We start from the raw sequence: 19,834 nt of genomic DNA, 5'->3' as shown, positions 1-19,834 counted from the left end.
CCGTGTCACCATCATCCCGTCCGTTGTCTGTCGTCCTCGCCGGCGGCGGAACGGCCGGCCACATCGAGCCGGCACTCGCCGTGGCGGACGCTGTCCGACGCGCGCGCCCGGACACCCGGGTGACCGCGTTGGGGACCACCCGTGGCCTCGAGACCACCCTCGTCCCCGCCCGTGGCGTCGACCTGGAGCTGATTCCCGCGGTCCCGGTGCCGCGGAAGGTCAACAAGGACCTGGTCACACTGCCGTTCCGGTTGATCGGTGCCCTGCGGCGGACCCGGCGCACGCTCCGGGACCTCCGCGCGGACGTGCTCGTGGGCTTCGGCGGTTACGTCTCCGCCCCGGCGTACCTGGCGGCGAAGTCACTGGGTGTGCCGGTCGTCGTGCACGAGGCCAACGCCCGGGCCGGCATCTCGAACAAACTCGGGGTGCGGCTCGGTGGCCGGGCCCTCGCCGCGACCGCCGATTCCGGGCTCGACGCCGAGGTCGTGGGGATCCCGGTCCGGGACTCCCTGCTGAGCCTGGACCGCTCCGCGTTGCGTGACGAGGCCCGTGACTTCTTCGGTCTCGACCGCGACCGGCCGGTCCTGCTCGTCACCGGAGGAAGCCAGGGGGCCGCCTCGATCAACACGGCGGTCGAGGGGGCGGCGGGCACGCTCGCCGACGCCGGCATCGGCGTCCTCCACGCCTACGGCCGGAAGAACGAGGCTCCCACGGTGCCCCCGGTGGACGGTGCCCCGGCCTATGTCGCGGTGCCCTACATCGACCGGATGGACCTCGCGCTCGCCGCGGCGGACATGGTGCTGTGCCGGTCGGGCGCGATGACCGTGGCGGAGATCTCGGCGTGCGGACTGCCGGCCGTGTACGTCCCGTTGCCGCACGGCAACGGTGAACAGGAGCTCAACGCGCGGCCCGTCGTCGCCGCCGGTGGCGGGGTGGTCGTGCCGGACGCCGAGCTGGACGCCGGCCGTGTCGCCCGTGAGGTCGTCCCGCTGCTGCGGGACAGGGAGAGGTTGCAGCGGGCCGGAGACGCCGCCGCTGCGGCGGGTCACCGTGACGCGGCGGCCCGGATCGCAGAGATCGTCATCAGTGAGGCAGGGAAGCGGAAATGAGTACGACGGTGAGTTCGGTGGACGATCTGCGGCACGTCCACATGGTCGGTATCGGCGGGGCCGGCATGTCCGGTATCGCCCGTATCCTCCTGGACCGTGGGGTCGCGGTGAGCGGATCGGACATGAAGGAGTCGCGGGTCGTCCTGGCCCTGCGCGCCGCCGGCGCGGACGTCGCCGTCGGTCACCGCGCCGAGAACGTCACAGCCTCCGGGCACGACGGAGCGCTGCCGGATGCGGTGGTGACGTCCTTCGCCGCCATCCCGCAGGACAACCCCGAGCTGGTCGCCGCCCGTGAGGCGGGGATCCCGCTGCTGCGTCGCTCGGACGTCCTCGCACTGCTCATGGAGGACCGGCGGGCGGTGCTCATGGCCGGTACCCACGGCAAGACGTCCACGACGTCGATGGCCGTCGTCGCGCTCCAGCACGCCGGGATGGACCCGTCGTTCGCGATCGGGGGTCAGCTCAACCGGGCCGGCACCAACGCCCACCACGGGACCGGCGACGTCTTCGTCGCCGAGGCCGACGAGTCGGACGGGTCCTTCCTGTCCTACTCGCCGGAGGTCGCCGTGATCACCAACATCGAGCCCGACCACCTCGACTACTTCGGCACCGAAGCGGCCTACCGAGAGGTGTTCGGGACGTTCGCCGGACGCGTCGTGCCCGGCGGCGCGCTCGTGCTCTGCCTGGACGACGAGGGCAGCGCCCGGTTGGCGGAGTCGGTCGTCGCCGGTGACGTCGACGTCGCCGACGGGGTGCGTGTGCTCGGTTACGGCACGTCCGCGGCGGTCGCGGCACATCCCGACGTCCCGGTGGCGGCGGAGATCCTGTCGACCGGGACCCTGTCCGACGGAGGGACGGACGCCCAGGTCATGCTGGGGTCCGGCACGGTGCCCGGTGGCACGGCAACTCCGGTGCACGTGACGGTGCGCACACCCGGTCAGCACATGCTGCTCAACGGGGTGGCGTCACTGGTGGCGGGCATCCTGGTCGGGGCGCCGGTCGACGGCATGGCCGCCGGCGTGGCCTCGTTCGACGGGGTTCGCCGCCGTTTCGAGTACCACGGGCGCGCCCGGGGGGTCGAGGTCTACGACGACTACGCCCACCATCCGACGGAGGTGCGTGCCGTCGTGACGGCGGCCCGGGAGAAGGTCGCCGCCCGCGCCGCGGACACCGGGCAGCCCGGCCGGGTCGTGGCGGTCTTCCAGCCGCACCTGTACTCGCGCACCCTCGCCTTCGCCGCGGAGTTCGCCGCGGCCCTGTCCCTGGCCGACGTCGTGGTCGTGCTGGACATCTTCGGGGCCCGCGAGGACCCGGTCGAGGGGGTGGACAGCCGGGTGATCACCGACCTGGTTGACCGGTCCACCACCGACGTCCACTACGAACCCCGGTTCGCCGACGCCCCGGCACGTGTCGCGGAGCTGGCTGCGGACGGTGACGTGGTGTTGACCGTGGGCGCAGGCACGGTCACCATGCTCGCCGACGAGATCCTGCGGGCGCTCGGGGAGTGACCACAGATGGCGAGCACTGAGAAGTCACCGGGCCGTCGGCGTCGGGGCGACGGGCGTCGTCGCAGACAGCGGGACCCCCGCCGACGCCGCCGGCTCGTCGTGGCCCTCGGCGTGCTCGGCGTCCTGGTCGTCCTGGCTGCCGTGGCGGCGTTCAGCCCGTTGTTCCAGGTGCGTGACATCGAGGTCGAGGGCAACGGACACCTCACTGACGAACAGGTGATCGCCGCGGCGTCTCCGGTGGAGGGGCAGAACCTGCTCTTCGCCGACACTGCCGGGGCCGCGCGGTCGGTCTCGGAACTGCCCTGGGTCGAGAAGGTCACCGTGTCGCGGGACTGGCCCGCGGGAGTGCGGGTGAGCGTCACCGAGTACGACGCCGTCGGCGTCCTCGACGGTGGCGACGGTGGTGACGGCGGTCCGCTGGTGATCAACGAACGCGGCAAGGTGTTCCTGCGCGGGGAGAGTCCGGAGGGCGCGGTCGCGGTCCGGGCGTCCGCCGACGACGCCGGCGCCCTCACCGCTGCCGGGGAGACACTCGGCGCACTCCCCGCGGAACTTCGCGCGACGGTGGAGGAGGTCGAGGTCCCCTCCTCCCAGGAGGTCACGCTGAGGTTCGCTGAAGGGCGCGAGGTCTACTGGGGTTCGGCGGACCGGGCCGAGGAGAAGGCCGAGGCCACGCGGGTGGTCCTCACCCGTGAGGGACAGCGGTGGAATGTCTCGAACCCGGCGCTGCCGTCCGTGAGGGACTGACCGGGTACCCGCAACTCTCAACCCGACATTGAGGGATACGACACGCACAAAAAATGTGCGCGGAAATTACCGTCGTGTCGCACACAATTGGTCGCAGAGTCATCAGCGACCGCACAACAGGCACACCGGGAAAGAGAGCGCACACCATGACCCTCTATGACAACCACCTCGCCAAGATCACCGTCGTCGGTGTCGGTGGCGGTGGTGTCAACGCCGTGAACAGGATGATCGACGCGAACCTGCAGGGTGTGGAGTTCGTCGCGATCAACACTGACGCGCAGGCACTCCTGCTCACCGACGCGGACACCAAGCTGGACATCGGCCAGGCCGAGACCCGGGGGCTCGGGGCCGGCGCCAACCCCGAGGTCGGGCGGAAGTCCGCCGAGGACCACAAGGAGCAGATCGAGGAGGTCATCGAAGGCTCGGACATGGTCTTCGTGACCTGTGGTGAGGGTGGCGGCACCGGCACCGGCGCCGCCCCGGTGGTCGCGAACATCGCCAAGAAGAAGGGGGCGTTGACCGTCGGCGTCGTCACGCGTCCCTTCACCTTCGAGGGGCAGCGTCGGTCCAAGCAGGCGCTGGAGGGCATCGAAGCCCTCCGGGACGTCTGCGACACCCTCATCGTCATCCCGAACGACAGCCTGCTGAAGATGGGCGACGCCGACCTGCAGCTGATGGACGCCTTCCGTAAGGCCGACGAGGTCCTGCACTCGGGTGTCGAGGGCATCACCCGTCTGATCACCACTCCCGGTGTGATCAACGTGGACTTCGCCGACGTCCGTTCGGTGATGACCGACGCGGGTTCGGCACTGATGGGCATCGGCAGCTCCCGTGGCGACGACCGCGCCCGCAAGGCCACCGAGCTGGCGATCAACTCGCCGCTGCTGGAGACCACCATGCAGGGCGCCAAGGGTGTGCTGCTGTCCTTCGCCGGTGGCTCGGACCTGGGCCTGTTCGAGGTCAACGAGGCGGCGACCATCGTGCAGGACCTCGCCGACGAGGACGCCAACATCATCTTCGGCACCATCATCGACGACCAGCTCGGCGACGAGGTCCGGGTGACCGTCATCGCCACCGGTTTCGACGATTCGCCGAACGTCGTCGCGACGCCGCGTCGTGGTCAGCACCGCGCGCCGGAGACCGGTTCGGCCCCGGCACAGCAGCCGCAGCAGCCGCAGCAGACCTCGTCCGGGATCTTCAACGGCGACGAGGCCCCGGCGGCCCCGGCGGCACAGGAACCGGCGTCGTCGACCAGCTTCACCCGTCGTACCCGCTCCGGGGTGCCGGGTTCGTCCGAGAACACCAACTCCGCCGGACTGTTCACCTCCAACGGTGACCGGCGCGACTCCCGCCGTGACGACCGGCGTGACGAGGGGGATGACGACCTCGATGTCCCGACCTTCCTCTGAGACCGTCGACCACACCGCGCGTCGCGTCCGTAAGGTCGTGACCGACCGGAACGGTGGGACCTCGTCCGGCGACTTCTCGTCCTTCAACCTCGCCGACCACGTCGGCGACGACGCCTCCGACGTGGCCGCCAACCGTGTGCGGCTCGCGGAGCTGATCGGCGTGGCACCCGGGCGGATGGTCTACATGGAGCAGATCCACTCGCCGAACGTCACCGAGGTCACCGCCGAGTTGCTCGACGCGCTCGACGGCGGTCCGGTCGAGTTCACCGACGCCTTGGTGACCACGCAGCCGGGGGTGGCACTCGTCGTGCTCACCGCCGACTGCGTGCCGGTCCTGCTCTCCGACGAGGAGGCGGGGGTCGTCGCCGCGGTGCATGCCGGACGGATGGGTGCACGCAACGGTATCGTCCCGGCCACCGTCGCCGCGATGGTGGAACTCGGGGCCGTCCCCGCACGGATGCATGCGCTGCTCGGCGCCGCGGCCGCGGGTGAGGACTACGAGGTGCCCGAGGAGATGGCCAGGGACGTCGAGGAGCGGCTGCCCGGTTCCCGCACCACGACCGGCCGGGGGACACCTGGTCTGGACATCCGGGCCGGAATCACCCGACAGCTGCTCGGTGCGGGTGTCCGGTCGGTGGACGCGGACCCCCGGAGTACGGTCAGCGAGGACAACTTCTTCTCCTACCGGAGGGAAGGACGGACCGGCCGACAGGCGTCGGTGGTCTGGATCCCCGACGCCTGAGCGGAGTTCCCGGTATTTTTGACAGCAGATGACCCCGCAGGACACTTCCCAGAGAAAGCGAGACAGACCATGGCAGACGGTTTGGGTGAGAACATCAAGCGATTCTTCGGCTTCGGCGAGGTCGACAGTTTCGATGACCCCTACTACCGTGACGAGTTCGACGAGGACCGTGGCGGTTACCGTCAGTCGGACCGCTACCCGGACCGGGAGGAGGGACGGGACCGCGACTACGACCGGGACCGTCCTGAGCGCGACCGGTCCGACCGCCTTGAGCGTACGGAACGTGCCGAGCGGTCGGAGCGCGGTGAGCGTGGCGGCCGGTCCGAGTACGACTACCGGTCGGCCCGGCCGTCACGACGCGCCGACGCGGGGGCGGCTCCTGCCGCTCCGGTGCCGGCGTCTCCCGCCAGGGAGCCGCAGGTCGTCCGGCTCGCCCTGAGCTCGTTCCAGCAGTCCGGTGAACTGGCCACCGAGTTCAAGGCCGGGGACATCGTCGTCCTGAACCTCTCGGGTATGGAGAAGGCGGAGGCCAGCCGGGTGCTGGACTTCTCCGTCGGACTCGCGAAAGGGTTGGACGGCACGCTGAAGAAACTCGGTGGCATCCGGAACTTCGCGTTGATTCCGGCGTCCGTGACCCTTGACCAGAGCCAGCTCGACCAGTTGGTGGAGGACCAGTAAACAATCGTGGCTACCACTCTCTACATCCTCGCCCTGCTCCTGCGGGTCTACTGGTTCATCCTGCTGGCCCGGGTCATCATCGAGATGATCCGCTCGTTCTCGCGCCAGTGGCGCCCGTCCCGGCGCTTCGCCGTCATCGCGGAGCCGATCTTCGTCCTCACCGACGTGGTGGTCCGCCCGCTGCGCCGGGTGATCCCGCCGTTGCGTCTGGGCGGGGTGGCACTGGACGTGTCGGTGCTGGTGCTGTTCTTCGGGATCTCGATCCTCATCACGATCCTGACGGGTATCGCCGCCCAGGTATGACCGACTGTGCGGGTGTACTTCTGTCCCGACATTCTTGCAGGTGGGAAAAGCCCTGCTGTATAACTGACCTGAAAGACTGCACATGAGGTTGAACCTGAAGCCTCGTGGACGTGGTCGCTGATAAGATCGTGACCGACTCACTGTCCGGCCCACTCGGCCGGCGGAACATATCGACTGTGAAGGGAACTACCGATGCCGTTGACTCCCGCTGACGTTCATAACGTGGCATTCAGCAAGCCGCCGATCGGCAAGCGTGGCTACAACGAGGACGAGGTTGACCAGTTCCTCGATCTCGTCGAAGACACGCTGGCCGAGCTTCAGGACGAGAATGACGACCTGCGTGGCCAGGTGGGTTCCGGTGCCCCCGCCGCGGCTCCGGTCGCCGCGACCACGTCCGACGACTCCGCGGCCACCGCCGAACTCGCCGACGCCCGTGCGCGGGTCTCCGAGCTCGAGGCCGAGCTGGCCGAGGCCAAGGACGCGACCGCCGCCGCCGAGAAGCGTGCGGCCGCGGCAGAGGACAAGGCAGCCGCCGCCGAGAAGCGTGCCGACGCCGCCCAGAAGCAGGCCCAGCAGGCTCCGGCCGCCGCTGCCGCTCAGGCTCCCGCCGCCGAGCCGGCCGCGGAGTCCGGCTCGGCGAACGCCGACACCCACATGCAGGCCGCGCGTGTCCTGAGCATGGCCCAGGAGATGGCGGACCGGCTCACCGGCGACGCCAAGAGCGAGTCCCAGGCCATGCTGGACGAGGCACGCACCGAGGCGAACAAGACCGTCGACGACGCGAACGCCACGGCGACCTCGCAGCTGGCGGACGCCCAGAAGCGCTCCGAGAAGCAGCTGGCCGAGGCTGACCAGAAGGCGCGGAAGACCGTCGCCGAGGCACAGCAGAAGGCGGACACGCTGGTCGCCGACGCGACGCAGAAGTCCGAGACCCTGATCTCCGATGCGACGGCCCAGTCCGAGGCCCAGGTCCGTGCCGCCCAGGAGAAGGCCGACGCCCTGCAGCAGGACGCCGAGCGCAAGCACACCGAGATCATGACCACGGTGAAGAAGCAGCAGACTGCCCTGGAGAGCCGCATCGAGGAACTGCGCACCTACGAGCGGGAGTACCGTACCCGCCTGAAGACCTTCCTGGAGTCCCAGCTGGAGGAGCTCAACAGTCGCAGCACCGCGGCACCGAACTCCAACATCGACTTCGGCGAGAAGTAGGTCGACGGTCGACGACATGGATGACCGACGGCGGTAACGATGCTCGCACTGTCTCTCCTGATGTCCCTGCTGGGCTTCCTGGCCCTGCTCGTGGCCCTGTACGTGGGTTCGGTGCTGTGGGCATGGATCTGCATCGGTGTCGCTGCTGTCGGGATCGTCGTCTTCCTCGTCGACCTGTTTCTCCACCGGAGACGGTGAGGCGTATACTTCACCACTGACCGGCCCCGCACTGCCGTGCGGGGTTTTTCATATCGCACCGATCCGGCCATCACCGGGGAGCGATCCGGAAGAAAGGCCGTCCCTTCCCGGGGCGTCTGAGTAGAACCGGACGTGGTCGCGGCACGTCACAGCCGTAGGAACGAGCGGGATTCCCCCGGGGATCCAAGCGGGGTGGTACCGCGTCGCCGGCAGAGGCGACGTCCCCGCGGACCGTGAGACAAGCACACGACCTTACGAGGAGTCCGCGATGACCACCCCCGCCGGCGGAGCGTACCCGCACACCGACATGTCGGACGGCACCAGTTCGTTCCCGACGATGGAACGTTCCGTCCTCGACTACTGGAAGCAGGACGACACCTTCCAGGCGTCCCTCGACAACCGTGAGGGGGCACCGGAGTACATCTTCTACGACGGCCCGCCGTTCGCCAACGGTCTCCCGCACTACGGGCACCTGCTGACCGGGTACGTCAAGGACATCGTCCCGCGCTACAAGACCATGCGCGGCTACCGCGTGCCCCGCGTCTTCGGCTGGGACACCCACGGTCTGCCCGCGGAGCTCGAGGCGGAGAAGCAGCTCGGCATCACGGACAAGGGCGACATCGAGAAGATGGGTCTCGCGTCGTTCAACGAGTACTGCGCGACGTCGGTGCTGCGCTACACCGACGAATGGAAGGAGTACGTCACCCGGCAGGCGCGCTGGGTCGACTTCGACAACGGTTACAAGACGATGGACCTGTCGTACATGGAGTCGGTGATCTGGGCGTTCAAGACCCTGTACGACAAGGGCCTGATCTACCAGGGTTTCCGTGTGCTGCCGTACTCCTGGGCGGAGCACACTCCGCTGTCGAACCAGGAGACCCGCCTGGACGACTCCTACAAGATGCGTCAGGACCCCACCCTGACGGTGACGTTCCCGGTGACCGGCGCGCACCCCGGCACTGCCGCGGTGGACACGCTCGCGGCCCACCCGGAACTCGCCGGTGCGTCGGCGCTCGCGTGGACGACGACGCCCTGGACCCTGCCGTCCAACCTCGCGCTGGCGGTCAATCCGTCGGTCGTGTACGTCCTTGTCGCGGTCGGCGTCGACGGAGCGGCGGCGGTCGCCGGGCAGAGCGTCCTGCTTGCCAAGGACCTGATGTCCGCCTACTCCACCGAATTGGGCGACGCTGCGGAGATCGTGGCGGAGTTCACCGGTGACCAGCTGGTCGGGCTGACCTATGAGCCGGTGTTCGACTACTTCGCCGACCGCGTCGGGCTGGGGGAGAAGCGGCCGTTCCGTGTCCTTGCCGCCGACTACGTCACCACCGAGGACGGCACCGGCGTCGTCCACCAGGCCCCGGCCTTCGGTGAGGACGACATGGCGACCTGCAATGCGGCAGGCATCGACACCGTGGTGCCGGTGGACATGGACGGCACGTTCACCTCCCTGGTGCCCGACTACGAGGGGCAGCTGGTCTTCGACGCGAACAAGGACATCATCCGCGACCTCAAGGCCGCCGGGCGTGTCGTGCGCCACCAGACGATCGAGCACTCGTACCCGCACTCCTGGCGCTCCGGTGAGCCGTTGATCTACATGGCGTTGCCCAGCTGGTTCGTCTCCGTGCAGACGTTCCGTGACCGGATGGTGGAGCTCAACCACGAGCAGATCGAGTGGATCCCGGAGCACATCCGCGACGGTCAGTTCGGCAAGTGGCTCGAGGGTGCCCGTGACTGGAACATCTCCCGCTCGCGGTACTGGGGCTCGCCGATCCCGGTGTGGGTCTCCGATGACGACGCGTACCCCCGGGTCGACGTCTACGGTTCCCTGGATGAGCTGGAGGCGGACTTCGGCGTGCGTCCGGAGTCGCTGCACCGTCCCTACATCGACGAGCTGACCCGCCCGAACCCGGACGATCCGACGGGGAAGTCCACGATGCGGCGCGTGCCGGATGTGCTGGACGTGTGGTTCGATTCCGGTTCGATGCCGTTCGCGCAGGTGCACTACCCGTTCGAGAACAAGGAGTGGTTCGACACCCATTCCCCGGCGGACTTCATCGTGGAGTACATCGGTCAGACCCGCGGCTGGTTCTACCTGCTGCACGTGCTGTCCACCGCCCTGTTCGACCGCCCGGCGTTCACCAAGGTCGTCTCCCACGGCATCGTCCTCGGCGACGACGGACTGAAGATGTCGAAGTCCAAGGGGAACTATCCGGACGTCAACGAGGTCTTCGACCGTGACGGGTCGGACGCGATGCGGTGGTTCCTCATGAGTTCGCCGATCCTGCGGGGCGGCAACCTCATCGTCACGGAGCAGGGTATCCGTGAGGGTGTGCGCCAGGCGATGCTGCCGATGTGGAACGCCTACTCGTTCCTGCGCCTGTACGCCCACACCCCGGCCCGGCGGGACACCACGTCGACGAATGTCCTGGACCGGTACATCCTGGCCAAGCTGCACGACACGGTGTCCGCGGTGACCGGGGCGCTGGACGCCACCGACATCGCCACCGCCACCGACGAGATCCGGCAGTTCTGCGACGTGCTGACCAACTGGTACGTCCGGCGGTCCCGTGACCGGTTCTGGGCGGGTGACTCCGGCGAGAACGGGCACCCGGAGGCCTTCAACACGCTGTACACCGTCCTGGAGACGTTGTGCCGGATCGCGGCCCCGTTGCTGCCGATGACGACCGAGGTGATCTGGCGGGGTCTGACCGGGGAGCGCTCGGTGCACCTCACCGACTGGCCCTCGGCGGACGACCTCCCCGCGGACGATGCCCTGGTCGCGTCGATGGACGCGGTGCGCGGGGTGTGCTCGGCGACGTCGTCGTTGCGCAAGTCCCATAAGCTGCGTAACCGTCTGCCGTTGCCCGGCCTCACGGTGGCGCTGCCCGATTCCGGGACGCTGGAGGACTTCGCGTCGATCATCCGGGACGAGGTCAACGTCAAGGACGTGACACTGACTGACGACGTGTCGTCCGTGGGACGCTTTGACGTGGTGGTCAACGCCCGCGCGGCAGGCCCGCGTCTGGGCAGGGACGTCCAGAAGGTGATCAAGGCGGTCAAGACGGGTGACTACACCGTGGCCGAGGACGGGACGGTCACTGCCGGCGGGATCGGACTGATCGACGGGGAGTACAACCGGAAGCTCGTGGCGGTCGACCCGGAGAACACCGCCGAAATCCCCGGCGGGGACGGACTCGTGGTCCTCGACACCACCGTGACCCCGGAACTCGAGGCCGAGGGCTGGGCGGCGGACCGTGTCCGGGGCGTACAGGACGCGAGGAAGGCCTCCGGTTTCGATGTCTCGGACCGTATCTCGCTGACCCTGTCGGTGCCTGAAGCCAGGAAGGCCTGGGCCGAGGAACACGCCGGGACGATCGCCGGTGAAGTGCTGGCGACGTCGGTGTCGGTGGTCGTCGGTGAGACTCTGACCCATGATGTCGGGGACGGGGTGACGGCGGACCTCGCGCAGGTGTAGCCGCTCACCGGAGGTTCCGCCGCCCCGGGTGACCGTGTCACCCGGGGCTTTCCCAGCCCTTGATAATCGAACAGAAGTTCGGTAACATCGTGCATGGACAGGGTGACATCCGGGCGAGCGAGGGGCGTGGCATGGTGCAGGGTGGAGCGGATCTCAGCGTGATCGAACGTGACTACGAGGAGCTGTGTTTCGAGTGTGATGTCGAGTACGTCGAGGAGAACCTGGACGAGCCGTGCTGGGCGGTCAGTGCCCAGGAGGTTATGTTCAGCGCAAAACGTGAGATCAACCTCCTCGAACTCGATATCGCGAGAGAAGCTGCCCCACTGCCCGGCATGGAGGTGGCCAGGCACGTGAGGGCGTTGTCGGTGGGGCTGGGGGTCTCGAAGGGCCGGGCGTTGGCCTACTGCGACATCGGCACGATGGCCGGGCGGATGGTCGGACTACGTCGGTGTCTGCAGGGCGGGGCCTTCTCCTTCGAACACCTGCGCGCACTCGCGGATGCTGTCGCCGCCGTCGACGACCAGCACCTGGAGGCGGTGGAACGGGGCCTGGTGGATCTGCTGACACCGACGATGCCTCGTCAGGCGGTCCCCGGTGTGGTCACTCTCCGCCGAATGGCGCAGCAGGTGGTCGCAGAGATTCAACCGTCGGCGAGGCCGCTTGACCCTGAAGGCCGGGGTGAGCCGCCGCCTCCGCACCACCAGCTCGACTTCTCGGTGGACACCAGGGCGGACGCGGCGACGACCCTGCATGTCACGTTGCCGGTCGACGAGGGGCTTGGACTGGTCCGCATCATCGACGCGGTCGCGGCTGCCCGGAACTGTAGCCGGACCAGGGCTCTCGTCGACCTGGTGCACGGGCGGGCGGGGGATGTGTCGGTGACGTTGAACTGCTACCGCAACCTCGACAGCGGTCGCATGCACCTGGAAAGCACATGGTTGCACGAGGTGGCCACGGAGCGGTGGATGGCACGGGTCACAGAATTGTGTGTGGCCGGCCACAGTGAGGTGTCGGGGTACTCACCGTCGGAGCATCAACGGGCCACCGTCGCGGGCAGGGACGGCACCTGCCGGTTCCCCGGCTGTGACCGCTCCGCCGCGACGGCGCAGGTCGACCACGTCGCGCGGTGGGTTGACGCCGGTGAGGACGGTGAGGAGGCAGGCGGTAAGACGGCGACCTGGGCGATGCACTCGTTGTGCCCCGGTTGCCACGGGATGAAGACGCGGGGACTGCACGACGTCACGCTGAATCCCGACGGTTCCGACTGGTGGTCCAGCGTCGAGGACGGGCACCTCTACGTCTCGACCCCCACCGGTCCGTTGGCGGACGCCGTCCTGGACTTCGATACCCGTCTGCACCGGAAGGTCAGGACCCTGGCCAGCCACAACGAAGCAAGGCTGCGGTGGCTCGGCGATATCAGGGATGCGGCGCAGAGTGCGGCGGACGAGCTGGTGCCTTTTTGAGGGCACCGGATCTCATCCTGCCTAGAATCAGGGACATGAACACCACGCAGCGTTGGGTGGTCCACCTCGACATGGATGCGTTCTACGCCTCGGTCGAGCAGCTCACCAGGCCCACGCTCGCCGGACGACCGGTACTGGTCGGGGGTGCGTCCGGACGCGGCGTGGTGGCGGGGGCGTCGTACGAGTCCCGGGTGTACGGAGCCCGGTCCGCCATGCCGATGCAGCAGGCGGTCCGGTTGTGCCGGGGTAGGGCGGTCGTGGTGACCCCCAGGTTCGCGGTGTACTCCGCCGTGTCCACGCAGGTTTTCGACCTGCTCGGCCGGGAGGGGGACACCATCGAGCAGTTGAGCGTGGACGAAGGGTTCGTTGAACCGGAGTCCCTGGTCGGACGGAGTAGCGCGGAGGTCCGGCAGTGGGCACGTGATCTGCAGACGCTCGTCGACGACGAGGTCGGCCTGCCGTGTTCCATCGGCGTGGCCTCCACGAAACTTGACGCGAAGATGGCGTCCGACCTTGCTAAACCGCACGGCGTGACGGTGGTCGACAGGGCCCGTCGGCTCGAGGTCTTCGCGCCACGGCCGGTCGGTGAGTTGTGGGGCATCGGTCCGGTGGCCCAGAACAAACTCGCCGAGGTGGGCGTCACGACGATCGGTGCCTTCGTGGAGATGGACGACGTCGACGTCAAAGGGCTCCTCGGCTCTGTCGGCCTGCAGGTCCAGGCGTTCGCCCGCGGGCAGGACTCACGTCCTGTCGCGCCCCGAGCCCGTGCGAAGCAGGTGTCTGCGGAGCACACGCTCGACAAGGATGCGGCGACGACGGTCGACGTGGACCCCGTCCTGGTCCGGGCGGCCACCGCTGCACGGCGCCGTCTGCTCGGGGACGGACGTGCGGCGCGGACAGTCACGGTGAAGACCCGCACCGCCGATTTCAAGGCCCACACCCGGTCGACGACCCTGGCCACCCCGACCGATGACCTCGACGAGATCATCGCCGCGGCGCGGTCCGTCGTCCCCCGGCCGGAGGTGTCGGGCGCGGTGCGGCTGGTCGGGGTGAGCCTGTCTGGGCTCACCGAGGAGCGTCAGGCGGTCCTCTTCCCCGAGCCTGGCCTGTCCGACGGCCAGTCCGTGGAGGTGCCCGGCCCTGTACATGCCCCTGAACATGCCCCTGAGCCGGAAGCGGCGGCGGTGGAGTCGCCGGAGGGCCCGCCCCGTGCATCCTGGCGCCCGACCGTGGACGTCCACCACGCCGACTACGGGCACGGCTGGGTGCAGGGCACCGGCGCCGGGGTCGTCAGTGTGCGCTTCGAGACCCGGTCCACTGGCCCGGGGAAGGCACGGTCGCTGGACGTCGACGACCCGGATCTCAGCCCTGCGGACCCCCTGGACAGCCTCCGGTAGCTTGTCCTGCGCGGTGCACCGCCAGTTCACACAGCAGTTCCATCCGCGCCTGGGCGGCGGTGAGCTGTCCGGCGGACCGCACCCCGGCCCGCGCCAGGCTACGGCCGCCACCGGCGCCGCCGTACACCAGCTGGACCCCACCGGCGGCGACCCGACTGGCGACGACCACGGGGATCCCCTCAGCCAGTGCGACGCTGATCCCTTCGGCGTGCACACCGACGTTTCCCGAACCGAAGGCGGCGACCACGATCCCGTCGGCGCCGGTGCGCACCGCCGACTCGACGAGGGTGGGCTCCGACCCCTGGCAGGCGGCGACGATGTCGACCCGGAGACCGTCCAACGGTGCCGGGTGTGTGCCGTGCGTACCGGGGACAGCCGGACGGGGCAGGGGCGGGGTGTCGAAGGCGGCGTCGGCGGAGGTGTGGATCTTGCGCACACCGTAGGCCGGCAGAGTCCGTCCGCCGAAAACCACACACGGGGCGTCGACATGCGCTGCGGCGGCCACGGCGTCCCGGAGGTTCCCCGGGCCGTCGGGCGCGTCGTCGTCGGCGGGACGTTGGGCACCGGTGAGGACCACCGGACCGCCGATGAGCCGGTCCACCGCCATTGCGGTCTCCTCCATCGAGTCTGTGCCGTGGGTCACGACGACGGGGCCGCGTCGACCTGCCTCGTGGATCTCGGCGAGCAGCGCGTCGAGATCGCGGAGGCTCATGGTGGAGGAGTCGAGGCGGAGGATGTCCCGGGCGGTGACTGAGGAGCGGTCCAGCCCGGCGTCCTCGAGAAGTGCGTCGATGTTGAGGGTGGGGACGAGGTCACCGCGGGCGTCGGCGGTGCAGGAGATCGTCCCGCCGGTGGCGAGCACGGTGGGGAAGTCAGCGGATGTGTCGGTCACGGATTACTAGGCTACCGGTTGAACGGCGGTAGACTCTCGTCATCCGTTGTACATCCGCACGCAAGAAGGAGCCCCGTCACTGTGAGATCATTGAAGCGAACCCGCGCCATCGCCGCAGCCGTCGCCATCACCGCAGGGCTGTCCGTGACCGCCTGTTCCTCGGACGACGACGCCGCCGACAGCTCGGCCACGGAGACCACCGCTGAGCAGACGACCGAGCAGGCACCGTTGCCGACGGCCCAGGAGCTCGGTGAGATCCTCGACCGCGCCGTCGCCCCGGGCGTCCCCGCCGAGGAGAAGGCGGACACCGTGGAGAACGGCGACCAGGCCGTGGAACTCTTCGACGTGATGACAGCGTCCAAGGAAGAGTCCGGCGCGACGTTCGAGGTCATTGACCCGGTGATGCCCGGACTCGTCGAGAACACGGTGGAGACCCAGATCAACATGACTCTTCCCGACCAGGAGCCGCAGCTCATCCAGGGCGTGAAGTTCGTCGACGACAACGGCCAGTGGAAGCTGTCCCAGGAGTGGGCCTGCACCCTGGTCAGCAATGTCGCCCCGGACCAGGTGCCGGAGAGCTGTGCCCCGTTCCTCGAGGACGCCCCCGCCCCTGAGGGCGGCGCACCCGAGGCGCCCGCCGAGGACGCGCCTGCCGAGCAGCCGGCCGAGCAGCCTGCCGCTTAGGCAGGCTCCCAGCTGGACTTCGTCCGGGAGACCTGGACCACCGTCACCGGTGAATCCGTCTCCCCGTAGGTCACACTGGTCGAGGTCTCGATCATCCCCGAGACCGGGACCGGACGGCGCAGGTCGACGGTGATGTTGCCGGAGGACTCACTCTCCGAGTCCATGACCTGCAGGTTGGTGCCGGGAAGCTGCCGTACCGACGGGGTGCGCTCGACCTCGACGTCCAGCTCGATACGCGAGCCCTCCCTGGCCACCAGGGTGTAGGTCACCGCCTGCCGCATCGACACGGTGTCGTCGACCTGCCCGGTGACCGTCCAGGTCGCGCCGGTGCCCAGGTCGTCGGTGGGGAAGACGACCGGGATGTCCGCCATCTGGCTGAACGACTGCTCCACGCTGGCACGCGCCGAGTCGGACGCCTGCTCAGGTGCGGAGAATCCCCGGGAGATGACCCGCCCGTCCTGGTTGTAGCGCTGGTTCATGGTGAACCCCTCCGCCGAGGAGATGTCGTCGTTGCGGTCGGAGTTGTCGCCGGTCGGGCGCCCGGCGACGACGGTGGCCTCCAGCTCTTCGCCGTCGGTGGACGTCGACACGGTCAGCGGTACCTCCATCGTGACGTCCTCGTAGGGCAGGTCGTCCGCGTCGGCACCTCCCTCGGTACGTTGTTCGAGTCCGCGTGTCGCCCGGAACACCGTCTCCTTCTCCCCGGGGTCGCTGAACCAGACCAGCGGTTCACGCGGGGCGTCGCCGGTGTCGCCGACGGTGACGGAGACCCCGGACACCGGGGCGTCGACGGGGTCTTCGGCGGTCTCGTCACCGGAGGAGCAGGCGGTGAGCACCGAGGCCGTCAGCACGGTGGTCATCAGTGTCGGCAGAAGTGCCCGCCGCAGGGGCACACGTGGTTGGAAGCGCACGCCTGTCAGAATACCAACTGCCGGTGCACCGACTGAGGTCCGTGGGCCGGGAGGCGTTAAGATCGTCGCCGTGACTGTTTTCAATGTCCGACCCTGGGCGCTCATCCCGTTGACCGGTATCGTCGCCGTCGACCAGCTCACGAAGTGGCTCGTCGTGGAGAATCTCGAACCGGTGACGGCGTACCCGGTGATCGGAGACGTCGCGCGGCTCTACCTGATCCGCAACTCCGGTGCGGCGTTCTCCATGGGCGAGGGCGCCACAGTGGTCTTCTCGGTGATCCAGATGATCGCCGTGGCGCTCTGCGTCGTCCTGGCTTTCCGTGTGCGTAACCCGTGGGCGGTGGCGGCGGTCGGCCTGATCGGTGGCGGTGCGGCCGGGAACCTCATCGACCGGATTCTCCGGGATCCCGGCGCACTGCACGGCCACGTCGTCGACTTCGTCTCGGTCGGCAGCTTCGCGATCTTCAACGTGGCGGACGCCGCGATCAGCGTCGGTGTGGTGGTGTACCTGGTGTACGCCCTGCTCATCGAACCGAGGCAGGAGAAGCGGCAGGAGAAGGAGACGGACGGGGAGAACGGGGTGCAGGCGTCGTGAGTGCAAGCCCCAGGGAGTCACGCATGATGCCGGTGCCGGACGGACTGGCGGGAATGCGGGTGGACGCCGGTCTGTCGAAACTGCTCGGCCTGTCCCGCACCGTCGTCGCCGAGCTCGCGGAAGCGGGCGACGTAACCCAGGACGGCCGTCCCGCCGGGAAGTCGGACAGGCTCGTCGGCGGCGCATGGCTGGACGTCACCCTGCCTGAACCGGAGCGCGATCTCGCCGATGAACCGGCCGAGCACGTCGAGGGCATGGAGATCCTCTACTCCGACGACGACATCATCGCCGTGAACAAGCCCGTCGGTGTCGCGGCGCACCCGACGATCGGGTGGGAGGGGCCGACGGTGACCTCGGGGCTGGCGGCCGACGGTTTCCGGATCTCCACCTCCGGCCCGCCGGAGCGCAAGGGGATCGTGCACCGGCTGGACGTCGGCACGTCCGGGGTGATGGTCGTCGCCGCCAGCGAACGCGCCTACACGGTGCTCAAGCGGGCGTTCCGCGACCGGACGGTCGACAAGACCTACCACGCCCTGGTCCAGGGGCACCCGGACCCGACGACGGGCACCATCGACGCACCGATCGCCCGTCACCCCGGTGCCGGGTGGAAGTTCGCGGTGCGCGACGATGGCCGCCATGCGGTGACCCACTACGAGACCCTCGAGGCGTTCCGGCAGGCGACCCTGGTGAAGGTGCACCTGGAGACCGGGCGGACCCACCAGATCAGGGTCCATTTCTCTGCGCTGCACCATCCGTGCTGCGGTGACCCGATGTACGGTTCCGATCCGGCCCTCACGGAGTTCCTGGGGCTGGAACGCCAGTGGCTCCACGCCGTACACCTGGGATTCACGCACCCGGACGGCCGGTGGATGGACATCGAGTCGCCGTATCCGGCGGACCTGCGTATGGCGCTGGACCGGCTCCGGGAGGTCAACTGATGGCGGCCTCCGGGGCCCGTCCCTCCCGCCGGATCGCCCCGGACCGCAAGGTGCGGCGGCGGCGTGAATGGGAGGACACGCGGCGTCCCGCCTGGGTGATGTGGCTGTCGGTGGCGTGTCTGGTGTGTCTCGCGGTGACGGTGGTCGCGCTGGCGGGGTCCGAGCGGATGTCCCGGCCGCAGGCGATCAACGGTGACGCCCTGGGGCCGGACAACAGTGAGACGCTGGACGGCTACCTCGACCGCGCCGCTGCATCGGTGCAGGACGCAGTCGACGACACCGGTGACGGCCACGGTGCCGGCCGGTGGGCGTTGGTGACCCCGGTCGCCCCCTCCGGCCCCGACGCGCTGGCGGAGATCTTCGGTGGGATGTCCGACCTGCGGGTCTCGACGCTGCTGTTCGGAAACTCCCGGTGGGAGATCCCGGAACCCGCGGACGGGCACCGGCGCGCCGACGTCTTCACCACCGCCCGTGACCAGGTGGCGGTCAGCGCCGGTACGGCGCAGGACGACCCCGCCCTCGACGCGCTCGGCGTCCTCGTCCACGGCACGCCCGACGATCTGGCGGACCTCGCGGACCGGCCCGGCGTCCTCGCGGTCGAGGCGTTGCCCGCCGACGCGGCGTACGGGCGGTTCGGGGTGCGCCCGGTCACCGTCGAGGAACGGGAGGAGCACCGATGATCTGGGGAGTCCTGGCCTACCTGATGTGGGGGTTCTTCCCCGCGTTCTTCCCGCTGCTGCGCCCGGCCGTGCCGATGGAGATCCTGGCACACCGGTTCGTGTGGACGTTGGCCTTCGTCGTCGTCGTGATGGCCTGCACCACCGGTTTCCGGTGGATGCGCGGCATTCCGCGGGGCCTGTGGCTGCGCATCACGGCCGCGGCGGTACTCATCGCGGGCAACTGGGGCCTCTACATCTACGCGGTCAACAACGACCATGTCGCCGACGCCGCCCTCGGGTACTTCATCAACCCTCTGGTCAGCGTGCTCCTGGCGGTGCTGGTGCTGCGGGAGCGGCTGCGGCCCCTGCAGTGGGTCTCGGTCGGGATCGCGGGGGTGGCGGTGGTCATCCTCACCGTGGCACTGGGGTCACCGCCGGTGGTGTCCCTGGGCCTGGCGGTGTCCTTCGCCGGCTACGGGCTGCTGAAGAAGCGGGTGCCGCTGACACCGTTGCAGTCGCTGACCGCCGAGACCGCCGTCCTCGCGCCGGTGGGCGTACTTTTCCTGGTCTGGCTGCAGTCCCAGGGGGAGAACACGATGGTCCAGGGCGGGCACGGCGTGGGCCACGTCCTGTTGCTGATCACCGCGGGTGCGATCACGGCGCTGCCGCTGCTGTGCTTCGCCCGGGCAGCCCACGAACTGTCGCTGACGAGCCTGGGGATGCTGCAGTACCTGACACCGGTGATGCAGATGCTATGGGCCGTGCTGGTCGTCGGTGAGCACATCGAGCCCGCCCGGTGGATTGGCTTCGCGATCATCTGGGTCGCCCTGCTGGTCTTCATCACCGACACGCTGCTCAACGCCCGCCGGGCCAATCGGCTGACGCGCGTCAGTTAGCGGGAAGCCCGCCGGGAGAGA

General features: G+C 69.0%; 19 protein-coding genes. 17 read left to right on the top strand and 2 right to left on the bottom strand.

Annotation, left to right across the window (positions count from 1 at the left end):
* Nucleotides 1–2 precede the first annotated feature (2 nt).
* From murG to PQI66_RS03825, 12 genes are all read left to right on the top strand, one after another.
* Nucleotides 3–1,109, top strand: a complete 1,107-nt coding sequence (murG, locus tag PQI66_RS03880; RefSeq protein WP_339996196.1) for an undecaprenyldiphospho-muramoylpentapeptide beta-N-acetylglucosaminyltransferase — start codon at nt 3–5, stop codon at nt 1,107–1,109.
* Nucleotides 1,106–2,617, top strand: coding sequence for a UDP-N-acetylmuramate--L-alanine ligase (murC, locus tag PQI66_RS03875; protein ID WP_339996194.1), 1,512 nt, complete (start codon nt 1,106–1,108; stop codon nt 2,615–2,617). The genes murG and murC overlap by 4 nt, the downstream gene beginning before the upstream one ends.
* A gap of 6 nt (nt 2,618–2,623) precedes the next feature.
* A complete protein-coding gene (locus PQI66_RS03870; RefSeq protein ID WP_339996192.1) occupies nt 2,624–3,364 on the top strand; it encodes a cell division protein FtsQ/DivIB in 741 nt (246 codons plus the stop codon).
* A gap of 146 nt (nt 3,365–3,510) precedes the next feature.
* A complete protein-coding gene (ftsZ, locus tag PQI66_RS03865) occupies nt 3,511–4,773 on the top strand; it encodes a cell division protein FtsZ (RefSeq protein WP_339996190.1) in 1,263 nt (420 codons plus the stop codon).
* Nucleotides 4,754–5,515, top strand: coding sequence for a peptidoglycan editing factor PgeF (gene pgeF, locus PQI66_RS03860; protein ID WP_339996188.1), 762 nt, complete (start codon nt 4,754–4,756; stop codon nt 5,513–5,515). The genes ftsZ and pgeF overlap by 20 nt, the downstream gene beginning before the upstream one ends.
* Before the next feature lie 69 nt (nt 5,516–5,584).
* Nucleotides 5,585–6,193 carry a cell division protein SepF gene (locus tag PQI66_RS03855; RefSeq protein ID WP_339996186.1) on the top strand — a complete coding sequence of 203 codons (609 nt, stop codon included), beginning with the start codon at nt 5,585–5,587 and terminating at the stop codon, nt 6,191–6,193.
* Nucleotides 6,194–6,199: 6 nt separating this feature from the next.
* On the top strand, nt 6,200–6,496 hold the full coding sequence (locus PQI66_RS03850; protein WP_339996184.1) for a YggT family protein: 297 nt from the start codon (nt 6,200–6,202) through the stop codon (nt 6,494–6,496).
* 192 nt (nt 6,497–6,688) lie between these two features.
* On the top strand, nt 6,689–7,705 hold the full coding sequence (locus PQI66_RS03845) for a DivIVA domain-containing protein (protein ID WP_339996182.1): 1,017 nt from the start codon (nt 6,689–6,691) through the stop codon (nt 7,703–7,705).
* A 39-nt stretch (nt 7,706–7,744) separates the two neighbouring features.
* Entirely contained in the window at nt 7,745–7,903 is a 159-nt protein-coding gene (locus PQI66_RS03840) for a hypothetical protein (protein ID WP_339996180.1), read from the top strand.
* Between the two features lie 268 nt (nt 7,904–8,171).
* Nucleotides 8,172–11,378, top strand: a complete 3,207-nt coding sequence (gene ileS / locus PQI66_RS03835) for an isoleucine--tRNA ligase (RefSeq protein ID WP_339996179.1) — start codon at nt 8,172–8,174, stop codon at nt 11,376–11,378.
* Nucleotides 11,379–11,536: 158 nt separating this feature from the next.
* Nucleotides 11,537–12,841: an HNH endonuclease signature motif containing protein gene (locus PQI66_RS03830; protein ID WP_339996177.1), complete on the top strand. Its 1,305-nt coding sequence runs from the start codon at nt 11,537–11,539 to the stop codon at nt 12,839–12,841.
* Nucleotides 12,842–12,876: 35 nt separating this feature from the next.
* A complete protein-coding gene (locus PQI66_RS03825) occupies nt 12,877–14,238 on the top strand; it encodes a DNA polymerase IV (protein ID WP_339996175.1) in 1,362 nt (453 codons plus the stop codon).
* Here PQI66_RS03825 and PQI66_RS03820 read toward each other — a convergent pair.
* Nucleotides 14,204–15,130: an asparaginase domain-containing protein gene (locus PQI66_RS03820; RefSeq protein ID WP_339996173.1), complete on the bottom strand. Its 927-nt coding sequence runs from the start codon at nt 15,128–15,130 to the stop codon at nt 14,204–14,206. The genes PQI66_RS03825 and PQI66_RS03820 overlap by 35 nt on opposite strands.
* Before the next feature lie 90 nt (nt 15,131–15,220).
* On the opposite strand from PQI66_RS03820, the gene PQI66_RS03815 reads away from it, so the two are divergent.
* Nucleotides 15,221–15,814, top strand: a complete 594-nt coding sequence (locus PQI66_RS03815) for a hypothetical protein (RefSeq protein ID WP_339996172.1) — start codon at nt 15,221–15,223, stop codon at nt 15,812–15,814.
* Here the strand turns inward: PQI66_RS03815 and PQI66_RS03810 are convergent.
* Nucleotides 15,811–16,725 (bottom strand): DUF6263 family protein, encoded by a 915-nt coding sequence (locus PQI66_RS03810; protein WP_339996171.1) that lies wholly within the window; start codon nt 16,723–16,725, stop codon nt 15,811–15,813. The two genes, PQI66_RS03815 and PQI66_RS03810, sit on opposite strands and share 4 nt — an antisense overlap.
* Before the next feature lie 70 nt (nt 16,726–16,795).
* On the opposite strand from PQI66_RS03810, the gene lspA reads away from it, so the two are divergent.
* The 4 genes from lspA to rarD are packed head-to-tail and all read left to right on the top strand — an operon-like array spanning nt 16,796 to nt 19,813.
* Nucleotides 16,796–17,320, top strand: coding sequence for a signal peptidase II (gene lspA, locus PQI66_RS03805; protein WP_339996169.1), 525 nt, complete (start codon nt 16,796–16,798; stop codon nt 17,318–17,320).
* A 26-nt stretch (nt 17,321–17,346) separates the two neighbouring features.
* Complete coding sequence (locus PQI66_RS03800; protein ID WP_339996795.1) at nt 17,347–18,258, top strand: RluA family pseudouridine synthase; 912 nt, start codon at nt 17,347–17,349, stop codon at nt 18,256–18,258.
* Entirely contained in the window at nt 18,258–18,938 is a 681-nt protein-coding gene (locus PQI66_RS03795) for a hypothetical protein (protein WP_339996168.1), read from the top strand. Before PQI66_RS03800 ends, PQI66_RS03795 begins: the two co-directional genes overlap by 1 nt.
* Complete coding sequence (gene rarD / locus PQI66_RS03790) at nt 18,935–19,813, top strand: EamA family transporter RarD (RefSeq protein WP_339996166.1); 879 nt, start codon at nt 18,935–18,937, stop codon at nt 19,811–19,813. The genes PQI66_RS03795 and rarD overlap by 4 nt, the downstream gene beginning before the upstream one ends.
* Nucleotides 19,814–19,834: the final 21 nt, after the last annotated feature.

It is taken from the genome of Corynebacterium sp. USCH3, from assembly GCF_037619475.1.
GTDB lineage: Bacteria > Actinomycetota > Actinomycetes > Mycobacteriales > Mycobacteriaceae > Corynebacterium.
This window is presented reverse-complemented; position numbering and strand designations above follow the sequence as displayed.